The 19,864-nt window shown below is 33.9% G+C and carries 20 protein-coding genes and 1 pseudogene; 6 read left to right on the top strand and 15 right to left on the bottom strand.

All coding sequences use genetic code 11. From position 1 onward, the window contains the following. Positions 1-1,284: hypothetical protein (locus tag UIB65_RS08395; RefSeq protein ID WP_330040902.1), on the top strand; the 1,284-nt coding region annotated here is incomplete at its 5' end. A gap of 7 nt (positions 1,285-1,291) precedes the next feature. Here the strand turns inward: UIB65_RS08395 and UIB65_RS08390 are convergent. Genes UIB65_RS08390 through UIB65_RS08380 form a run of 3 tightly spaced genes read right to left on the bottom strand, consistent with a single transcriptional unit; the run spans position 1,292 to position 4,002 of the window. Further along, positions 1,292-1,819, bottom strand: a complete 528-nt coding sequence (locus tag UIB65_RS08390; RefSeq protein ID WP_292609844.1) for a carbonic anhydrase — start codon at positions 1,817-1,819, stop codon at positions 1,292-1,294. A 2-nt stretch (positions 1,820-1,821) separates the two neighbouring features. Next, a complete protein-coding gene (gene ilvN / locus UIB65_RS08385; RefSeq protein WP_330040901.1) occupies positions 1,822-2,307 on the bottom strand; it encodes an acetolactate synthase small subunit in 486 nt (161 codons plus the stop codon). Continuing rightward, positions 2,308-4,002 carry an acetolactate synthase large subunit gene (locus tag UIB65_RS08380; RefSeq protein ID WP_330040900.1) on the bottom strand — a complete coding sequence of 565 codons (1,695 nt, stop codon included), beginning with the start codon at positions 4,000-4,002 and terminating at the stop codon, positions 2,308-2,310. Between the two features lie 88 nt (positions 4,003-4,090). Between UIB65_RS08380 and UIB65_RS08375 the strand changes: the two genes are divergently transcribed. Further along, a complete protein-coding gene (locus UIB65_RS08375; protein WP_330040899.1) occupies positions 4,091-4,426 on the top strand; it encodes a DUF2085 domain-containing protein in 336 nt (111 codons plus the stop codon). Between the two features lie 29 nt (positions 4,427-4,455). Here UIB65_RS08375 and argF read toward each other — a convergent pair whose 3' ends face one another. The 3 genes from argF to purD all read right to left on the bottom strand — a co-directional run bounded on the left by argF (position 4,456) and on the right by purD (position 7,609). Beyond that, entirely contained in the window at positions 4,456-5,367 is a 912-nt protein-coding gene (argF, locus tag UIB65_RS08370) for an ornithine carbamoyltransferase (protein ID WP_330040897.1), read from the bottom strand. 65 nt (positions 5,368-5,432) lie between these two features. Beyond that, complete coding sequence (locus UIB65_RS08365; RefSeq protein WP_330040895.1) at positions 5,433-6,077, bottom strand: TMEM175 family protein; 645 nt, start codon at positions 6,075-6,077, stop codon at positions 5,433-5,435. Positions 6,078-6,298: 221 nt separating this feature from the next. Beyond that, entirely contained in the window at positions 6,299-7,609 is a 1,311-nt protein-coding gene (purD, locus tag UIB65_RS08360) for a phosphoribosylamine--glycine ligase (RefSeq protein WP_330040893.1), read from the bottom strand. Between the two features lie 164 nt (positions 7,610-7,773). Here purD and UIB65_RS08355 point away from each other — a divergent pair, with 164 nt between their 5' ends. From UIB65_RS08355 to UIB65_RS08340, 4 genes are all read left to right on the top strand, one after another. After that, complete coding sequence (locus tag UIB65_RS08355; protein WP_330040892.1) at positions 7,774-8,421, top strand: Ig-like domain-containing protein; 648 nt, start codon at positions 7,774-7,776, stop codon at positions 8,419-8,421. 97 nt (positions 8,422-8,518) lie between these two features. Beyond that, positions 8,519-9,889, top strand: coding sequence for an MATE family efflux transporter (locus tag UIB65_RS08350; protein ID WP_330040891.1), 1,371 nt, complete (start codon positions 8,519-8,521; stop codon positions 9,887-9,889). Next, entirely contained in the window at positions 9,879-10,295 is a 417-nt protein-coding gene (locus UIB65_RS08345; protein WP_330040889.1) for a MarR family transcriptional regulator, read from the top strand. Before UIB65_RS08350 ends, UIB65_RS08345 begins: the two co-directional genes overlap by 11 nt. After that, positions 10,292-10,825 carry a nitroreductase gene (locus UIB65_RS08340; protein WP_330040888.1) on the top strand — a complete coding sequence of 178 codons (534 nt, stop codon included), beginning with the start codon at positions 10,292-10,294 and terminating at the stop codon, positions 10,823-10,825. The genes UIB65_RS08345 and UIB65_RS08340 overlap by 4 nt, the downstream gene beginning before the upstream one ends. 35 nt (positions 10,826-10,860) lie before the next feature. Here the strand turns inward: UIB65_RS08340 and argS are convergent, their stop codons facing one another. From argS to UIB65_RS08295, 9 genes and pseudogenes are all read right to left on the bottom strand, one after another. Then, complete coding sequence (argS, locus tag UIB65_RS08335) at positions 10,861-12,561, bottom strand: arginine--tRNA ligase (protein ID WP_330040887.1); 1,701 nt, start codon at positions 12,559-12,561, stop codon at positions 10,861-10,863. A gap of 18 nt (positions 12,562-12,579) precedes the next feature. Further along, positions 12,580-13,002: a signal peptidase I gene (locus UIB65_RS08330; protein ID WP_330040884.1), complete on the bottom strand. Its 423-nt coding sequence runs from the start codon at positions 13,000-13,002 to the stop codon at positions 12,580-12,582. 14 nt (positions 13,003-13,016) lie between these two features. Continuing rightward, on the bottom strand, positions 13,017-14,279 hold the full coding sequence (gene hemL / locus UIB65_RS08325; protein WP_330040883.1) for a glutamate-1-semialdehyde 2,1-aminomutase: 1,263 nt from the start codon (positions 14,277-14,279) through the stop codon (positions 13,017-13,019). Between the two features lie 9 nt (positions 14,280-14,288). After that, positions 14,289-14,918, bottom strand: a complete 630-nt coding sequence (locus UIB65_RS08320; protein ID WP_330040882.1) for a cobalt-precorrin-8 methylmutase — start codon at positions 14,916-14,918, stop codon at positions 14,289-14,291. A 590-nt stretch (positions 14,919-15,508) separates the two neighbouring features. Next, entirely contained in the window at positions 15,509-15,652 is a 144-nt protein-coding gene (locus UIB65_RS08315; RefSeq protein WP_330040880.1) for a hypothetical protein, read from the bottom strand. A gap of 61 nt (positions 15,653-15,713) precedes the next feature. Beyond that, complete coding sequence (locus tag UIB65_RS08310; protein ID WP_330040878.1) at positions 15,714-16,214, bottom strand: GNAT family N-acetyltransferase; 501 nt, start codon at positions 16,212-16,214, stop codon at positions 15,714-15,716. 152 nt (positions 16,215-16,366) lie between these two features. Next, the gene (locus tag UIB65_RS08305; RefSeq protein ID WP_330040877.1) at positions 16,367-17,560 is read right to left on the bottom strand and encodes an aminoacetone oxidase family FAD-binding enzyme; all 1,194 of its coding nucleotides are present in this window, start codon (positions 17,558-17,560) and stop codon (positions 16,367-16,369) included. Between the two features lie 20 nt (positions 17,561-17,580). Next, positions 17,581-18,900: an aspartate--tRNA(Asn) ligase gene (aspS, locus tag UIB65_RS08300; RefSeq protein ID WP_330040875.1), complete on the bottom strand. Its 1,320-nt coding sequence runs from the start codon at positions 18,898-18,900 to the stop codon at positions 17,581-17,583. 197 nt (positions 18,901-19,097) lie between these two features. Further along, positions 19,098-19,864, bottom strand: a pseudogene (locus tag UIB65_RS08295) (hypothetical protein); the annotation flags it as partial.

The raw sequence follows: 19,864 nt of genomic DNA, 5'->3' as shown, positions 1-19,864 counted from the left end.
TTTGAACAGGCAATTTTAAATAACTCCGAACTTATGTTTCAAGGAGGATATTACAACAAAGGAAGTGAAGTGATTTTAAAAAATACCCTAATCAATAACTCCACTTTTGAATTTACACCGAACATTTATTCTGATGAATCTATCTTTATAATTGAAAATTCAACTGCTGAAAACTCCAAGATAAAAGCAACAGAAACTAATATCAAATCAAATAACTCAAATTTCTATAAAACAACAATTGAATCCCATATCTCAAATTTAAATATAAACAATTCCAACTTTTACAACGACGGAAATCTATCCAATACAATTATAATATACATGAATTCTATAGCGAATACAAGCAACATCATCGAAAACTCATATCTGATAAACAATACCGGAAAATACGAAATCAACAACAAAGACATTAATTTTGATACACTCTACAGAGTATCATTTAATAAAAATATTACCTATTACATAAATGACAGCATTACTTTCAACGTTAAAGATTGTTTTGGAAATCCAGTATCCGATGTTAAACTATTTATCGAAAATCCAAATGAGCAATATACAAGTTTTGTCTTTACAGATAAAAATGGGAATGCTAAATACACCCTTAACACTATTGGAGAATTAAGCCTTAACGTATACTATTTTGATGATGAATTCCTTTTTAACAGTAAAAGATACTCCATACAAGTGAATTTAACTGTAAATCCTAAAATTACAGATATAAAATTAATTAAAGACTTTAAATTCAACAGATATTCAAAAATCAATAGCTTTTTAGAAATAAAAATGGTAGGTAACCATACTGGTGATTTATCAGACAGGACTGTCATTTTTAAAGTATTTACAGGTAAAAACTACAAAACATATCGTGAACCAGCAGGTTCCGATGGAGATGTGATTTTTGAAATTCCTACAAAACTTGATGCAGGAGTTCATAAAATCCAGGTTATTGTCGAAAAAGAAATCATGAAAACAACATCAATTAAGATTGATAAAGCCAGAACAATCGTTAAAGCTCCACAAGTAACCAATAAATTCAAAAAATCAAAATATTTCAAAGTTACAATCAAAAATAAAGAAACAAAAAGAATGCTTTCTAACGTTAAAGTTAAAATAAAAGTATTTACCGGTAAAAAATTCAAAACATACACAGTTAAAACAAATAAAAAAGGAATAGCTAAAATAAACACCAAAAACCTAAAAACAGGAAAACACAAAGTTGTAATTTCATCCGGAAATAAAAACTACAGCATATCTAAAAAAAGCTTAATAAAAATAAAAAAATAGATGGGAATTAATAACCATCTACTAAAACTTTTAACTCACCTGTTACGATATCGATGATAAGACCGTGTACCGGTACATCAGGTATTAATGGGTGGTTTTTGATTTTTTCACAAACGTTTTTAACGTTTTCTTCTTCAGATTCGAATCCACCAATCCATTCAGCCAAATCGTATTTAGCAATATCTTCCTCTTTGATACCGCGAGCGAGCATTTTTTCTTTTAAAGCTTCAGCATCAGCACCAGCCATACCACATTCTGTGTGACCTACAACCATGACTTCTTCAGCACCGAGGTTGTATAAAGCTGCACCAATAGATCTGATTGCATCTTCACCTACAATGGAGTTTCCTGCGTTTCTAACGATTTTTGCATCTCCTCTTTTAAGACCGAGTGCCGGTTCAAAAAAGTCGATTAGTCTGCAGTCCATACAGGTTAATATAGCTAATTTCTTAGCCGCATGGTGAGACATTTCTTCGCCTTCAAAGTTTTCTACAAATTCCTTGTTGTCTTTTAATACGTTTTCTAATATAGTCATTTTTATACTCCCCTTGACATAGCTGTAAGGCCAGTACGGGCTATTCTTTTAATTCCATAATTTTCTACTAAAGATATGAATGCATTAATCTTTTCCTTATCTCCAGTAAGCTCAACCATCAATGTTTGTTCCGAAACATCTAAAATATGTGCTCTGAAAATATTTGTATACTGCATTATTTCTGCTCTTGCTTTAGCATTAGGAACAGCGACCTTAACAAGACACAATTCCCTTTTAACAGCAGATTTAGTAATATCTTTAATCTTGATAACATCAATAAATTTATTTAATTGCTTTGTAACCTGTTCAAGTCCTTTTTCATCTGCATGAACAGTAATTACCATACGGGATTGTCCTTCTACTTCTGATTTACCAACAGTTATACTGTCAATGTTGAATCCCCTTCTATTAAACATTCCAGCCACTTTTTGCAAAACCCCTGGTTTATCTTCAACCAATGTGGAAATAACGTGATATTCTGTATCCATTTAAATCACATCCCTTTCAAGTTTATATTCTCCAATCATTTCATTAATTCCAGCTCCAGGAGGAAGCATAGGCAAGGCCTCTTCAGAGTCAATTACAACATCTATTAAGATTGGTTCATTATCTTTAATTGCTTTGGTTAAAGCTTCTTTAGTCTCTCCAGGCTTTGTTACTCTTTGTGCATTAACACCAAAACTTTCTGCAAGTTTTACAAAGTCGGGACTGTTTCCAAGCAATGTTTGAGAATGTCTTTTATCATATAATAAGCTTTGCCATTGATATACCATTCCTAAGGTCCTATTTTCCAAAACAACTGCAATAACAGGAATGTCATATTCTCGAACTGTAGCTAATTCTTGACAAACCATTAAAAATCCACCGTCACCATTGATAGATACTACCGGATTATCAGGACATGCTACTTTTGCACCAATAGCTGATGGGAATCCGAATCCCATAGTTCCAAGACCACCAGATGATATGAATTTACGTGGTTTTTGTGTATTATAGAAATGTGCCGCCCACATTTGATTTTGACCTACATCAGTTGTTAAGATAGATTCAGGAGTTAAAACTTCTGAAATTTCTTTTATAACGCGTTGAGGTTTAAGTGGAACATCATCATATGTAACGCGAGGAAGTAATTCTAGTTTTTTTGCTTTAATCATGTCTGTCCAATCATTTACTTCTTTTGATGGGTGGTAATCATTTAAAACTTTATTTAATGAAGATAAAACATTGCGGGCATCCCCTACAATAGGCAGATCCACATCAACATTTTTACCTATTTCTGCTGGATCTATATCTATGTGAATAATTTTTGTATCCGGTGCAAAGCTGTCCAGTCTGCCAGTTGTCCTATCTGAAAATCTTATACCGATAGCAATCAATAAATCGGATTCGTTAATGTAATCATTGGAAACCTTTCTTCCATGCATACCAAGCATGCCCAATGCCAAATCATCAGTTTCATCAAAAGCTCCTTTTCCTAAAAGTGAAGTCATTACAGGAGCATTGATAGTTTTTGCCAATTGTTTTAATTCACAGCATGCATTAGAAATAATTACACCGGCGCCTGCTAAAATCATTGGCTTTTTAGCTTCCTTAATTAAATCGCAAGCTTTTTTGACTTGTCTTAAATTACCTTTAACTGTTGGATTATAGCCCGGTGTGTCAATTAGAGTATCATCAAATCTGGTTAATTCACCTTCCTGAACTTCCTTTGGAACATCTATCAAAACAGGCCCAGGTCTTCCAGTTGAAGCAATTTCAAAACTAGTTTTAATCATGGAAGGTATTAAATCTGGGTCTTTTGGTTGGAAACTATGCTTAACAATAGGCATTGTAATTCCTATAATATCCGCTTCCTGAAATGCATCATTTCCAATTAAATGAGTAGGAACCTGACCTGTAATGGCCACAATAGGAGATGAATCCATAAAAGCAGTCCCAATACCAGTTACAAGATTGGTTGCACCGGGGCCGGAAGTTGCCAAACACACTCCCACTTCACCGGAAGCCCTTGCAAAACCATCTGCTGCGTGAGATGCTGCCTGTTCATGTCTAACCAATATATGATCTATATCTGCATCATATAACATGTCATAAAATGGTATGGTTTGTCCGCCAGGATAACCAAATATTGTTTTAACCCCCATATTTTTAAGGGATTCAATTATCGCTTCTCCGCCTCTCATTGTAATAACCTTTTTATATATTATACACTAACTTATGTATACAAGAATATATATAATTATCCAAATTTAAATTATTAAAAAGATAAAAATGAATTATAAAAACCTAATATGCCATAGAAAGCCTGAGAGAAGCTTTTTCATCAAAGGTCATCAGTTTCCAGTGTGTGCCAGATGCACCGGATTTTATACTGGCTTGGCCATTTTTCTGATATACGATTATTTTTATGAAATTGATTACAGTTTTAATCTGTTAATTATTTCAGTGATTCTTTTGATTCCAACTGCAATTGATGGTTTTACTCAACTATTCAAATTTAGAGAAAGCAACAACACATTAAGATTCATAACAGGATTAATTGGTGGATTAGGATTAATAATCTTTTTAAAAATAGTAATCAAATGGATTATCGAATCAATAATATAAAAAAAGTATTAACCACTGTTTTACAGCAGTTATTCATCTTTTAAAAAATGATATAAGATAGCCTTTTGAGCATGTAATCTGTTTTCGGCCTGATCAAATATAACGGAATGGGGACCATCTATAACAGGTACAGTAACTTCCTGACCTCTGACTGCTGGCAAACAATGCATAAAAATAGCACCCTCATTAGCCATGTCCATCAGGTCAAGATCCACTTGATAAGCAGACAGATCTTTTTTTCTTTGAATTTCTTCAGTTTCATCACCCATACTTACCCAAACATCAGTATAAACTACATCAACATTATCCAATGCAACATTTATATCCTCACTAACAGTAATTTCAGTATTATGTTCTTTAGCATACGTTTTTGCAATTTTTAAAATATGTTCGTTAGGTTCATAACCTTTAGGGCAAGCAACAGACATGTCCATTCCTAAAATAGGGGCAATCAATAAAAGGGAATTACATACATTATTTCCATCACCAACAAAGCAAATTTTCTTATTTTCAAGAGTTCCAAAATGCTCTTTGATTGTTAAAACATCAGCAAAAGCTTGGCAAGGGTGTTCTACATTTGTTAATCCACTTATAACAGGTACATCAGAATGCTGTGCCAATTCTACAACATCAGAATGTTCAATAGCTCTAATCATGATTCCATCAACAAAACGGCTTAAAACTTTAGCAGTGTCATAAATCGGTTCTCCTCTTCCCATCTGTAAATCACTAGATGATAAAAAGATTGCTCTTCCACCTAACTGATACATTCCAACATCAAAAGAAATTCTGGTTCTTGTGGATGATTTCTGGAAAATCATTGCTAATGTTTTACCCTCAAGAGGATTGTCTTCTGTTTCACCTGCTTTAATTTTAATAGCCAAATCAAGAATATGCTGAACATCATCTTTGATATCACATATTGATACTAAATTACCCATTATATAATTCCCCTAATTAAACTTAACAAAAATAAATATATTTTACTTATGTATATTAAATGTTTCTATGAGTTCATTTTAAAATTAATGTCTCTCAATGTAGAAATTACCGGAACAAACAAGAACAGATACATGAAATCCTCTGAAAAATTGTAATTCAGAATAGTTACAGCAATAGTAAGAATCATAATATAACTGAATGTTTTGAAAACATATCTCTTTTCAGTTTTTGAAGGATTATTCTCTAAAAATCCCTTACTATATGCATACTGATACATGATTAAAAAGAATATGATTGTCACGAATATATTTATTCCAAATAACATATCAGCAAATAAAAACCTTGAATATATACCCATCAAAGATGATGAAAATGGAATAAAAGATATACAAGCTAAATAAAATATATTAATCCATAAATAAGGCAGATTTAATGAATTAACCTTTATAAATTCATGATGATAAATCCAAAAAGAACCGACTAGAATAAAAGCAACGACAGTTAAGCCGAAATTAAGAGCAATTGATTCTAAAAAAGCTAAAAATTGCCCATCTGTTACCAGCATAACTTCAGGCAAGGCCAAACCAAAAACAAGAAGAGTCATTACCATACCGAAAATACCATCAGTCAAACCCAACAATCTTCCAGGGTCAATATCCATGCTTCTTTCAAAAGACTGTTTAAAATTTTGAAAAAAGCCAGATTTCATATCCTCCACTTTTTTTTCAACAGAAGGATTATTTGAGTATTTTTCCTTAAAATGAGCTTTAAAATTTTTTATTTTTTCAACATCTTCCTCATCTAACTCTTCTGCTATTTTATTAAGCTCAGAATTAAAATACTTTTTTAAACTTTCATAGTCATGAACTTCTTCATATTCATCATCTTTGATAATATCACCAAATCCAAAAAAAAAGAGTGAAAAGAAATTTAGTTTAAAATTTCTTTCATATGTTCAACACGTTTGTTAACAAGCTCTTGAGTACCTACATCTCTTCTGTGGTAAACATTACCTTTAACAAATTCACATGCTTTTTCAGCTACTTTTTCAGCTTCTTCTATTGATTTGCCACTAGCTACAATACCCAATGCTCTTGAACCGGACAAATGAATTCCATCATCTTCCTGGGAAACCGCTGCATAGAATACTTTGGCACCCATTTCTTCAATAGCTTTCTCATCAACTTCAATCAGTTCTCCAGCATATTGAGTTTCTGGATATCCATCAGGTACAATATATTTGCACACACTAGCCTTATCTTCAAATTCTACCTTATCCAAAGTACCATCAACAACAGCTTGACAAACATCGACCAATGGAGTTTTTAAAAGTGGCAATACATTCATTGCTTCAGGGTCTCCGAATCTTGCATTGTATTCAATGAGTTTTGGTCCGTCAGCAGTTAACATGAATTGACCATATAGGATTCCTTTGTATGGTTCTGCTTCCTCAGCAATAGCTTTTAAGGTTTCTTGCATAATTTCAACGGCAGCATCATAATCTTCTTGGCTTAAGAATGGTAATAATCCTCCGACATCAGAGTAAGACCCCATTCCTCCAGTGATTGCACCGACATCTCCTTCAAATGCATGAGGATGATCTTGTGCTGCAGGCATTGGAGCTAAGTGTTCCCCATCACAAAATGCCTGAATAGTAAATTCTTCACCAATCAATCTTTCTTCAATAATTACTTGAGCAAATCCACCCATTGCATTATCAATGACTTCACAGGAATATTCTTTTGCTTCTTCATTGTCTTTAAGGTGGTCACCTACAATTTTAACTCCTTTACCTCCAGTCAATCCAACTGGTTTTACTACAACATCACGGTCGAATTCATCTAAAAATGCGGAAACATCATCAGAATTATCAAATACTTTGTAAACGAGTGACCCTTCAATTTCATAGTCTTCAAAGAGTTTTCTCATAAATGACTTATCAGTTTCAATTCTAGCTGCACTTTGTGTCGGTCCAACACAATTGATTCCATTTTTTTGAAGCTCATCCACGATTCCTTTTCCAAGAGGAGCTTCAGGACCGATAAATGCAATATCAATGTCATTTTCAACTGCATATTCAGCTACTTTTTCAACTTCTCCTTCATCGCCTTGTTTAAATTTAGCGATTTTGGACATACCAGGGTTAATTTTACTCATGTAACAATATAATTCCACATCATCCTTTAAGGCATCAGCGATAGCATGTTCACGAGCACCAGTTCCAACAACTAAAACCTTCATAATCTAGTCTCCTATTAGTTTAAAATATGTAACTAAAAATATTTAAAATGTTTCAATATATAACAGAATTAACATTACTTATACTTCATTAAACTTCAAAATAGTTCATGGCCTAGAAAATTTAATATATTGCATATAATAATGTAAATATAGGTGATATTAAAATGAATAGAAATATAATTATTGCAATTTTAGCTATTATCATCATTGCTGTTGCTGGAGGAGTTGCATTCGCACAAACATCAGCTGCTGCAGATGCTAATAAACAGAATACTCAAATAAACTTCTTAACTAATTCCCACTTAAAAAATGGAGACATAGTACAATTTGAACTTAAAGATGCTCAAGGAAAAGCAATTGCAGATCAATCAATTAACATTACTTTTGACGATAATGGTCAAAAACAAAACTTTTCAATTAAAACCGACAATAACGGTAAAGGAGGACTTGTATTAAACAATGAAGCTGCTGGTGACCATGAAGTTACCGTGACCTATGGCGGTAACGATAAATACAACGGATGCCGTGCAAATCAAACTATAACTATTGAACAAGGAACCTCTTCAGGAACCGAAAAGGTATCTGGAAATTCCACTGCAAGTACTGTAAAATATAACGAGAAAACTTCATCATCAAGTTCCTCATCCGGTTCAAGCCTTTCTGAAGGACCTGGTCCTAACTTATACTATGATGAAGAGTTCAATGTTTGGTATGATGACAACGGTATAATCAGAGGAGGACAATCTGACGGTATGAGCATGTGGGACCTCGTTAAAAACCAACCTATTGTTACTGAAAATGGTTTAGAATAAACCATTTCTCTTTTTTCTTTTTTTAAAAACTTTCAACACCACATTTAAATACATCCATCATAAATATATAATTGCATATGCAAGAATGAGGCAGATTATGGAAAAAAATGAAAATATTGAAATGATAACCGGAGACCCTAAAAAGGCAATAAACAAATTATCCCTGCCAATTATTGCAAGTATGTTTTTAATATTTGCAAACAGCATTATCGACAGTATTTGGGTAGCCGGACTTGGTGCAGAACCCCTTGCTGCATTAGGATACATAACACCCCTATTCATGATTATAGTTGGATTTGGAAACGGACTCGGAGCCGGTGGTAATTCAGTGATTTCAAGATTCATTGGGGCGGAAAATAAATCCTCGGCAAATAATGCTGCGATACACAACCTTATTCTAAGTGCAATCGTGTCAATAATCATTTCAATCATATTTGTTATTACAATGGAACCGGTGCTCAAACTTATGGGAGCAAGTAGCGTAATAGACTATGCCATGGACTACGGATTCATCATATTTTCATGTACATTCGCTCTTTTAATGCCTCCAATTGTAGGAGGTGCATTTAGAGCAGAAGGAGATATCAAACGTGCAACAATCCCAATAGCTGTTGCTGCAATAATCAACATGATTTTAGATCCTATATTAATATACACTTTGGGAATGGGAATTAAAGGGGCAGCAATAGCAACAGTATTAGGACCCCTTATAAGCTTGTGCCTTATGTTATACTGGATTTTTGTCAAAAAAGATACATATCTCTCATATAACTTTAAAGACTTCCATAATGACCTTAAAATGTACAAGGATATTTTGGTTGTAGGCATACCTGCAAGTTTGGAACAACTGGTACTGTCCGTTTTAACAATATTCGTCAATTATATGCTTACAATAGTATCCGGACCCACATCAGTAGCAGTTTATACAGCCGGATGGAGAATAGTAAATATCGGAATGCTTCCAGCAATAGGAATTGGAACTGCAGCTATATCCGTCGCCGGAGTTGCATACGGGGCAAAGAAATATGAAAACTTAAGAGTGACAGCAAGATATGCTGTAAAGATGGCATTAATTGCATCAATAATTGTGTGCATTGTATTATATGTATTTGCAAATCAAATAGCTATTATCTTCTCATATTCACAAAGCAGCGCAGATTTAGCTCCATTAATTGCAAGTTTCTTGCAGATAATGTGCTTTTTTATTTTATATGTTCCATTTGGAGCCAGTGCAGGCAATGTATTCCAAGGAGTTGGAAAAGGAACAATATCATTTGTATTGACAACATTCAGAGAATTCATATTAGTGTTAATATTTGCATACCTTCTAGGATTTACCTTCAACATGGGAGAGTTCGGAATATACTGCGGAATGCTTCTGGGAGGTGGAATAGGGTCATTGATATGTTATGCATGCATCGAGTTATACATCAACAAGTTAATCCGAGGTAGAGACAATGCCGTTTGATGAAACAATTCCAACATCCACATTAATATCGATACTTTACAGGGAACATGCCAAATACTTAAACGAAAAAGTGAAAAATGAGGATTTGAGTTTTGGTCTTCAACCCATTTTAATAACAATTTACGAAAATGAGGGAATAATTCAGGAGCAATTAGCTGAAAAATTTCATTTGAACGAAAGTACAATAACAAGAAACCTTAAAAAACTAGAAGAAAAAGGTTTTATCGAAAGAATACCTGATAAAAGAAAAAAGATTATAAAAATAACTAAAAAAGGAGCTAAAACCGCTCGAAAAGTAATGGATTATGATGACAAATGGGATGAAAACATTAAAAGTAATTTAAATGATGAAGATTATACTATCTTTAAAACTACATTGATAAAAATCTGCGAGGATTTAATATGAACGAAACTATCGAAAACCTAAAAACAAGAAGAAGCATCAGAAAATTCAAAGACGAACAAATCACCGACGAAGAGTTAAAAACAATCTTAGAAGCCGGAACCTATGCCCCAACAGGACAAGGCCTGCAATCACCTAAAATTGTTGTAATTCAAAATCCAGAAACCATCAAAGAATTTTCAGCATGGAACAGAAGCTATTTCCCAATAGATGTTCCAGAGGACATGGACCCCTTCTATGGTGCAAAAACATTGCTGATTGTACTGGCCGACAGCGAACGTCCAACATACGTTGAAGACGGCTCCAGCGTATTGGCAGTTCTGGTCAATGCAGCCCATGCAGTTGGTGTTGGATCATGCTGGATTCACAGAGCACGTGAAGAATTTGCATCTGAGAAAGGAAAAGAATTACTAAAAGAATGGGGAATTCCGGAAACTTATGAAGGAATAGGTCATGTAGTTTTAGGATATCCCGATATGGACGCACCGGAACCGTTAACTAGAAAAGAAGATTACATCCACTATGTGGATTAAAAAAAAAGAAAGTTAAAGATGAGTTAAACACTCATCTACATTTTTTCAGGTGCACTGACACCTAAAATATCTAAAGCGTTTTTAATAGTTGTTTTAGCCCTGTCAACCAAAATCAGTCTTGTATCCTCTACATCTGAACCAATAACCTGTTCTGTTTTATAGAATTTATTGAATGAACCGGCTAAATCCTGACAGTATTGAGTAATGTTGTGAACTCTCTTTTTATTGGCACAGTCTTCAACAACTTGCGGGAACTTGGCGATTTGTCTTACAAGGTCCTGCTCTGCTTCATCAGGAACCCAATCATCTGCAACTTCTAAAGCGTCAATATCCTTACCGGATTTTGCAAGCAATTTACATGCTCTTGCATGTGCATATTGAATGGATGCACAACCTCTCTCAAAGCTTAACGCCTCATCCCATTTAAATGTCAAGTGTTTTTCAGGAGACAATTTGGCAATGAAGAATCTTACAGCACCGATACCTATCTCTTCAGCCATTGGTGCGATTTCTTCTTCAGACAAATCAGGGTTTCTTGATTTGATTTCATCATGTGCCCTTAAGACTGCTTCATCAATCAATTCATCAACAGAAACGAATTTGCCTTTTCTTGTTGACATTGACCCTTCAGGAAGAGTAATGAATTCATAAAATATTACTTCAGGAGGTGTTTGTCTGAATATCTCTTCAAATATCACTTTAATTTGTTTTGCAGCCAATTTATGGTCTGAACCTAAAATATCAAGAACAGTATCACCTAAAGTAGCTTTATATTTGTGATAAGCCAAATCCCTTGTGGAGTACAGTGAAGTACCGTTGGATCTTCTTAAAACGAACTCTTTTTCAATGTTGAAGTCTGTCAAGTCAATGTACAAAACATCATTTTCACGAGTGAAACCTTCCCTTTGAATATAATTAACCAAATCATCAACTTCGCCATTTCTTACAAACTGACCTTCCCATACGAAGTCATCATGGACAATGTTCATCCTTAAAAGTGATTCCTTCATTCCACTGATACATTTTGAAACGACATCTTCAAAGATTTTGTTTAACTCTTCATCTTCGCCTTCTTCGTATTTTTGAATCAATTCATCGACTTTAGCGTTTAATGCTTCATCTTCTTCTACAGCCTTGTTTGCATCGAAGTACAATTTTCCGATTTTGTGGTCAAGCTTATCGCCTTCGTAGTCTTCAATTTTAAGGCCACACTCGGTTATGCCGCATACGATGATGGCAATCTGTCTTCCCATATCATTTACATAGTATTGGGTTACTACATCCCTTCCGGCTAATTTTAACAATCTTGCAAGGGAATCTCCGAAAATTGAATTTCTGATATGTCCAATATGTAAAGGACCGTTAGGATTAGCTGAAGTGTGTTCCAATACAATCTTTTCACCATATTCCGGAAGTTGACCATAGTTTTCATCGACTTTTTCCAACAATAACTTTGAAAATTTGGAATAGTCAATGAAAAAGTTAACATAAGGTCCGAAATTTTGAACCTTAGTGAAAATTTCCGGAACTTCAATTTTTTCAACCAAATCTGCAGCAACTTCAGGAGGTGAAGTTCTCAATTTTTTAGTAAGCGCAAATGCAATGGTACTTGCCAAATCCCCTAAATCAGGATTAGGCGGAAATTCTAATTTAAAATTTCTGTCAATTTCTTCATCATACTGATCTAATGCCTTATTGATGGCATCAATAGCTTGTTTTTCTATCTCAAAATACATTAACTCACCTTATAATAATCATAAACCCCTTAACCAAAGGGAAAGATAACCGATTTTTGGAATTACAACTAAATTGTCACCAAATGATACAACCTTCGATTCAATTTGGTCTGGCGATACATAATACGGATCTGGAGCATTATTATTATCCCCCTTAATCAGATACATTGTACTTCCATTAACATTTACAATATCAATAACTCTATGAATTACCGGTTGATTATACCATTTTGCATCATAAACTACAACATCACCTTTCTGGATGTCATTAACATTGAACTCTTGTATGCCGAGGAAATTTGCCTTTTGAACCATTACAATATCTCCCCTGTAAAATGCTGGTTCCATACTTCCTGAAACAACAACATTTAAATGTTGTGCAGCAATTAAAACAATTATCAATATTACTGCATATGATGCGATTTCTTTCCAATCTGTCACAATAACACCTTTTTTTATTTAAATGCCACCCTTAGTGCACTGTCAATGGCCTGAGAAGTTTTTTCTAAATCCTCCATAGTATGAGCACTTGAAATGAAATTACATTCAAATTGGCTAGGAGGTATGAAAACACCTTCCTTCAACAGTTCTCTAAAGTACACTAAAAATCTGTCACTATCGGATGCCTTAGCATCTTCATAGTTATAAACATCATTTTCATTGAAATAAATTTGTAACATTGAAGCCAAACCAACAGGCTGAATCTCCAATCCTCTTTCATCAACTGTTGCTCTGATTTCACTTCTGAGGAAGTTCCCTTTACTTTCCAAATCCTTATAAAACTTGTCATCTAACTGGGACATGGTAGAGAGTCCGGCCTGAACAGAAATAGGATTTCCGGAAAAGGTTCCAGCTTGGTAAACTGGTCCTTGAGGTGCAATCAATTCCATTATTTCTTTTTTACCGCAGAATGCACCCATTGGAAGGCCTCCACCAACAATCTTACCCAATGTTGTTAAATCGGGAGTAACACCATAATATTCTTGAGCCCCACCTTTTGAAGCTCTAAAACCAGTGATTACCTCATCAAATATTAATACAATTCCATTTTCCTGAGTTATTTTTCTTATAAACTCCAAAAATCCTGGTTTTGGTTCTATACAACCGACATTGCCCATTACAACCTCCATGATAATACAGGCAATATTTTCTCCTTCTTTTTCAATCAAATCAGTTAAAGCTTCCTCATCATTGAATGGAACAGACAAAGTATTTTTGGTAGTATCGGCAGGTATCCCCGGAGAGTCAGGTAATGTTGCAGCACCGGACCCGCCTTTAACTAAAACGTAATCATGAGCACCATGATATGCTCCTTCAAATTTAACTATTTTATCCCTTTTTGTGAAACCTCTTGCAAGCCTAATTGCACTCATTGTAGCTTCAGTTCCACTATTACAAAATCTTACCATTTCAGCGGAAGGAATTCTGGAAACTACCTCTTTTGCAAGTTTGATTTCATTTTCAGTCGGAGCACCATAGGCACTTCCGATAGTCAATTGATTTGAAACTTCCCTTACGACTTTTGGATTTGCATGTCCTAAAATCAAAGGACCATATGCCAAACAATAATCAATGTATGTTTTTTCATCCACATCTGTTATCTTACATCCGCCAGCGCTTTTAACGAAAAACGGATACGGCTTAAAAGCACGTACAGGAGAATTTACTCCACCAGGAAAATAATTTTTAGATTCATTGAACAGTTCTTCAGAATACATTTTATCACACTACAAATGTTGAATTAACGAATTTACACATGCTACAGCAATAGGAGTGCCGCCTTTAGGGCCTTCGACTATAATATTCGGAATATTTGAATTACTTAAAGCTTCTTTAGAATCAGCAGCTCCCACAAAACCTACAGGAACTCCAACAATAGCTTTAAGATTCATTTCACCCTTTTGATATAAATCCATAGCTTCAAAAACAGCGGTTGGAGCATTACCAGAAACAACAATGCCTTCAAAATCATTAGCTGCCGCATATCTCATAGCCGCCGCAGCCCTTGTGATTTGATTTTCCTTTGCAATTTTTATTACTTCCTCATTTCTGATATAACACTCAACATCCCCTTCATATCTTGTAATACCATATTTGACCATGTTGATATCAGTTAAAATGGTTTCTTTATTTCTCAGGGAATCCATAGCTACATCTACAAAATCGGGACTAATCTTTACCAATTTTGCATATTCCGGATCAGCTGTGGAGTGAACAATCCTCTCAACAATGTCTCTTTCAGCAGGATTTAAATCTTTGACATCATCTCCAATAAGGCCACGGATAATTTCCCTACTCTTTGTAGCGATATCCATACCTTGCTTAGTTGATGCACCCATGAACATTTTGTCTGTCATAAGATAATTTTTAAATTATATATATGTTAAATATTGTGTTTTTAAAAAAAAATGATTATTTTTTTAAAATCCATAAAATCTTTATTAATTGAAAATTACATCTCAATAATGCTTTAATTGTGTGAAATTGCCTTTAAAATGTGGGAATGATAGACCTTGAAAAAAAAGAGAAAAACCAAGTGATTGAAGTAATGATTTAAAGCAAAATATGATGAATTATTTAACTAGTTTAACATGCAACATATGGTAATATCAACCATTTTAGACATTAACAGTAAGCATTGTAACTTTTGATGTCAATTGAAAATGGGATATCTATATCGAAAAGTGAAATTATCTTTAAAATTGAAAATTGAAATCGTTAATGTCTAAAAATAGTACACCAATTATTTTTCACTAGCTGACAAACCTGCCAGATACCCTGTCGGATCATGAACATCCAAAACTTCACCTACAAAGTACCGATTAAGTCTAAAATCATGAATATATCAATGATTATCTGATGTTTTATATAATAGACAGATAAAAATCTAACTTAAATCAATAACTATCTCAAATGTGTATGAAACTTAAGTAATTATTTTAAAAATTTAAAAGAAATCAACATGTCTGCTGTTTCTGATTCTTTGTTTGATTTGATTTTCTTTTTTATTATTTGGCCTTTTCATTTCTTTTAAAAAGCTTTTGGTGTCTTTTCCTTTTAATGTTGGTGTTGGTGCTATTGCTTTTGCCATTTTAACAACCTCTTATATTATATTAATTATTAGTTACATTATTATATAAATTTTCAAGTTTTTATATCCTTTTTAAATCTTTATATAATGGAATTGTTAAATTAGGATTCCTTTTAGAAGCACGTCTTAATTTATTCTCTTTTTGAACTTTGAGATGATTAAACTCATTTTTATAATAAAAATCACGAACATTGCAATATGCATCAACAGTAATGAATCGAACCCCAACTATGTCAGAAATCCTCTTAATCTGATAACAAACATTGTCTAAAAGTACAGTACCCAATCCTAATGAATTATATTTCTCATTTACAGCAAATCTACCTATTTTAATTGCAGGACAAGTACCATATGGAAAATCATATTCACATTCAATATCTTTCAATTTGATAATATCAGAAAGCAAAGAGAAAAATCCTACAATATCGTCTTGATACTTAGCAAGGTATGTGACATTTAAGTTTTTACTCTGCTGGTCGAAAGCATCATTTTTTAAAAAGTCATCCATATCGTCTAATCCACATGAAAAACTATTTAAATCCTGAGTTTCATCTAATTTCACAATATAATAATTATTTTTAATATTTTTAATATGCATGAATAGTAAATATGATTTAAAAATTATTTAAAGCTTGTTGAAGCCATTGCATAAAATTGCTTTGAGAAAAACAAGATATATAAATTTTATGCTTTTTAATGATAATAGTACACCAATTATTTTTCACTAGCTGACAAACCTGCCAGATACCCTGTCGAAAAGGCAATCTTCAGATTATAGCCCCCGGTCGGACCATGAACATCCAAAACTTCACCTGCAAAGTACAGATTACGAGTCAATGTTGATTCCATCGTTTTTGGATTGATATACTTTAAATCAACACCGCCGACAGTCACTTTAGCCAGATTATCATTAAATCCCATAATCTTAAATGAAAATCGTTTCAGGTTTTCAACCAGTCTGTTTTTGCTTTTCTTGTTGATTCTGGATAATTGAGTTTCACCATCCAAATTAATTTCACACAAGAAGAAATCAATGAAACTGTTTGTTAAAAACAACTTCAGATAATTCTTAAGCATTGTCTTTCCCTTGGACTGGAAATCTGATGTGAATCTGTCAAAAAGATCTTCACGGCCATATTCGGGGCATAAATCAATAGCTATCTCCAGGTCCACTTCCGGATCATTCTCCAATAGGTTATAACTTATACCTTCAGATATTTCATTGCTTAAGTTTATAATTCCCGGACCTGTCAAACCGACATGTGAAAAGAGAACATTTCCCCTTGCCCGACTTTTCTTATAACTTATAACCACATCACTCAAGGTTACACCGGCAATGTCTGACAAATCCATTTCGGTAATTAACGGCGAAAGTCCATATTTGATGTCTGTCAATGGCTGTGAAGTCAGGGAGTAATTTTTTATGCTGCAACCGGTCTGCGGATAGGTTACGCCGCCTGTAGCGATTATAATCTTATCTGCTTTTATCTTATCATTAATAATAAAGTCTTCAGTTATACTTTTTACATCAAAGTTATAACTTATAACTACTTTATCCAACTTTTTAATGAGTCCATCTAAGACATCGCCTGACTTTTCGCTTTTTGGAAAAACACGATTGTTATCCTCCTGGATAAACTCAAAATCAAAAAGAGAAAACAAATCTTCATTTGTAAATGTATAAAAAGAGTGTTTTAGGAAATTTTTATTGTTAAAAGAATTCAACAGCTGTTTTATTGGCTTATTGTTGGTGATATTGCATCTTCCGCCACCGGTAAGCAAGAGTTTGCGACCCAAAGACGGATTCTTTTCAAGCAATATTACACTGGAGGAATTCCGGCTAGCCGCAATTGCAGCCATCATTCCGGCAGGCCCTCCGCCAATAACAGCTATGTCATATTCTTTCATTTTAATCAAAAAAAGAAAATTTAAGGAGTTAATCTGTGTCTGTCTCTTGGGAAGAGTACACATTCACGGATGTTTTCTGAACCGGTTAATACCATGGTTAACCTGTCAGCACCTACACCCCAACCTGCATGTGGAGGCATACCGTATTCAAATGCTTTCAAGTAGCTTCCAAATCCAGCAGGATTTAATCCTCTTTCTTCAATTTGTTTTACGAGTAAATCGTATTGGTGAACACGAGTTGCACCTGAGGATAATTCCAAGTTATTGTACATTAAATCGAACGCATGAGAGTACTTTTCATCACCATCTACAGGCATTACATAGAACGGTTTGATTTCACTTGGCCATCTGGTCAGGAAGTAGAAACCTCCCATTGTGTCACCCAATGCCTTTTCAGCTTCACGTGACAAGTCTTCTCCCCATTCCATTTCAACATCTTTGGAGTTTACTATATCAACTGCTTCATCATAGGTTACAACAGGGAAGTCTCCAGAAGGAACTTCAATTTCATGTCCTAAGATGTCCAATTCATTTGCACAGTTTTCGTTTATGTCTTTTAAGACATTTATGAGCATGTCATTTAAGATTTTCATTACGTCCTCATCATCTGCAAATGAAACTTCAGCATCGATGGAAACGGCTTCGTTCAAGTGTCTTAAGGTATCGTGCTCTTCTGCCCTGAAGATTTGACCTATTTCAAATACCTTATCCATTCCACTAGCCATCATCATTTGCTTGTATAATTGTGGAGATTGGCCGAGGAAAGCTTCTTTTTCAAAGTAAGTAATTGGGAATAATTCTGTTCCACCTTCAGTAGCTGAAGCTACAAGTTTAGGAGTGTTGATTTCATAAAATCCATTATCATAGAAGAAATCTCTGATAGTATGGAACATTTGACCTTTAATCTTGAATATTGCAGAAACGTTTTCTTTTCTGATGTCTAAAAATCTTGAATCCAATCTTGTGTCTATTCCTGCTTTAACCTTTTCAGTAGGATCCATTGGTAAAGGTTGGTTAGCCAAGTTTAAGATTTTGATTTCTTTTGGTAAAATTTCAACACCATTTGGTGCTTTTGGAGCTTCTTGAGCAGTACCTTTAATAGCTACAACGGATTCTTTTCTTAATTCTCTTAATTCTTCTAATATTTCTTCGCCTACTTTTTTGCTTGGAGCTGTTATTTGAACTCTGCCTGTCACGTCACGAATGATGACGAACATGATTCCACCGAAATCACGGATTTCATGTACCCAACCCATGATGGTAACGTCACTGCCTGCTATTTCAGCATCACATTGACTTGCATAGTTTGTTCTTCTCCAATCTTTTAATAAACCTTGCAAATTATTCACCTCGAGGTTTTTAAAAAAATCAATAATAATGATAAATTTTCATTATGGTTTTAATTTAGTTTTAATGTTTAATAAACATATGTAAAATAGGGCAAAAACCAGCTGAAAAAAATATTTTAAATTAAAAAAATGGTTATAACTTATAATGGATTTTAAAAAATAAAAAAAGAAAAAATAATAAAAAATTATTATTTAATGAAATGAGTGTCGTCCAGCTTACCAGTTTTAGCGTCTACAGTGATTGTACCCATATTCTTATCATTTTTAGAGCTGTCCACTATATAGAAGATATAACTGTCTCCGGATTGTTCATGCTTGTCAATCTTCATTGTCTTTAAATTTATTAAATACTTTTCTACTAACTGTTTACAGTCATCATATGTTAGTTTAGAAGTAGATGAAGAAGATGGACTTGAACTAGCAGGGCTACTTGGAGATGAACTTGGAGAAGCAGATGGGCTAGAAACTGAAGATGAAGGACTTGAACTAGCAGGGCTACTTGGAGATGAACTTGGAGCATTGTTAGAAGAAGAACTACTATTCAACAATTTTGTAGATACTTCATTAGCCAAATTATCACCGGATGAAGTAGTATTTTTACCACCAGCAGCGGAAGTTGCATTACCATTATCGGTAATTATCACATCATCAACATTAGAATGATCTGCTGAATTACTTGTACTATTTGAAGATTCACCATTTATAACATTAATATTATTAACTACAAACCCAATATCGTTTGCATGGACATCATTGAAATTCTCAACTACAAATGGAATATTAGCTTGGAAAACATTTAAATTGAAAATATTAGTATTCACATCAGCTATAAGAAGCATTATTAAATTGAAATCCTTTTCTTCTTCCATTACTGGAGGAGCAACACTTAAAACAGGAACAGGTTTTTGAGATTTGTGATTATCACTAAATACAACATTGTTTGCTATTTTAGTAG

Source organism: Methanobrevibacter sp. (genome assembly GCF_036307625.1).
Taxonomy (GTDB): Archaea; Methanobacteriota; Methanobacteria; order Methanobacteriales; family Methanobacteriaceae; genus Methanocatella.
The sequence above is the reverse complement of the archived record's forward strand: the minus strand, read 5'-3'. Positions and strand labels throughout refer to the sequence as shown.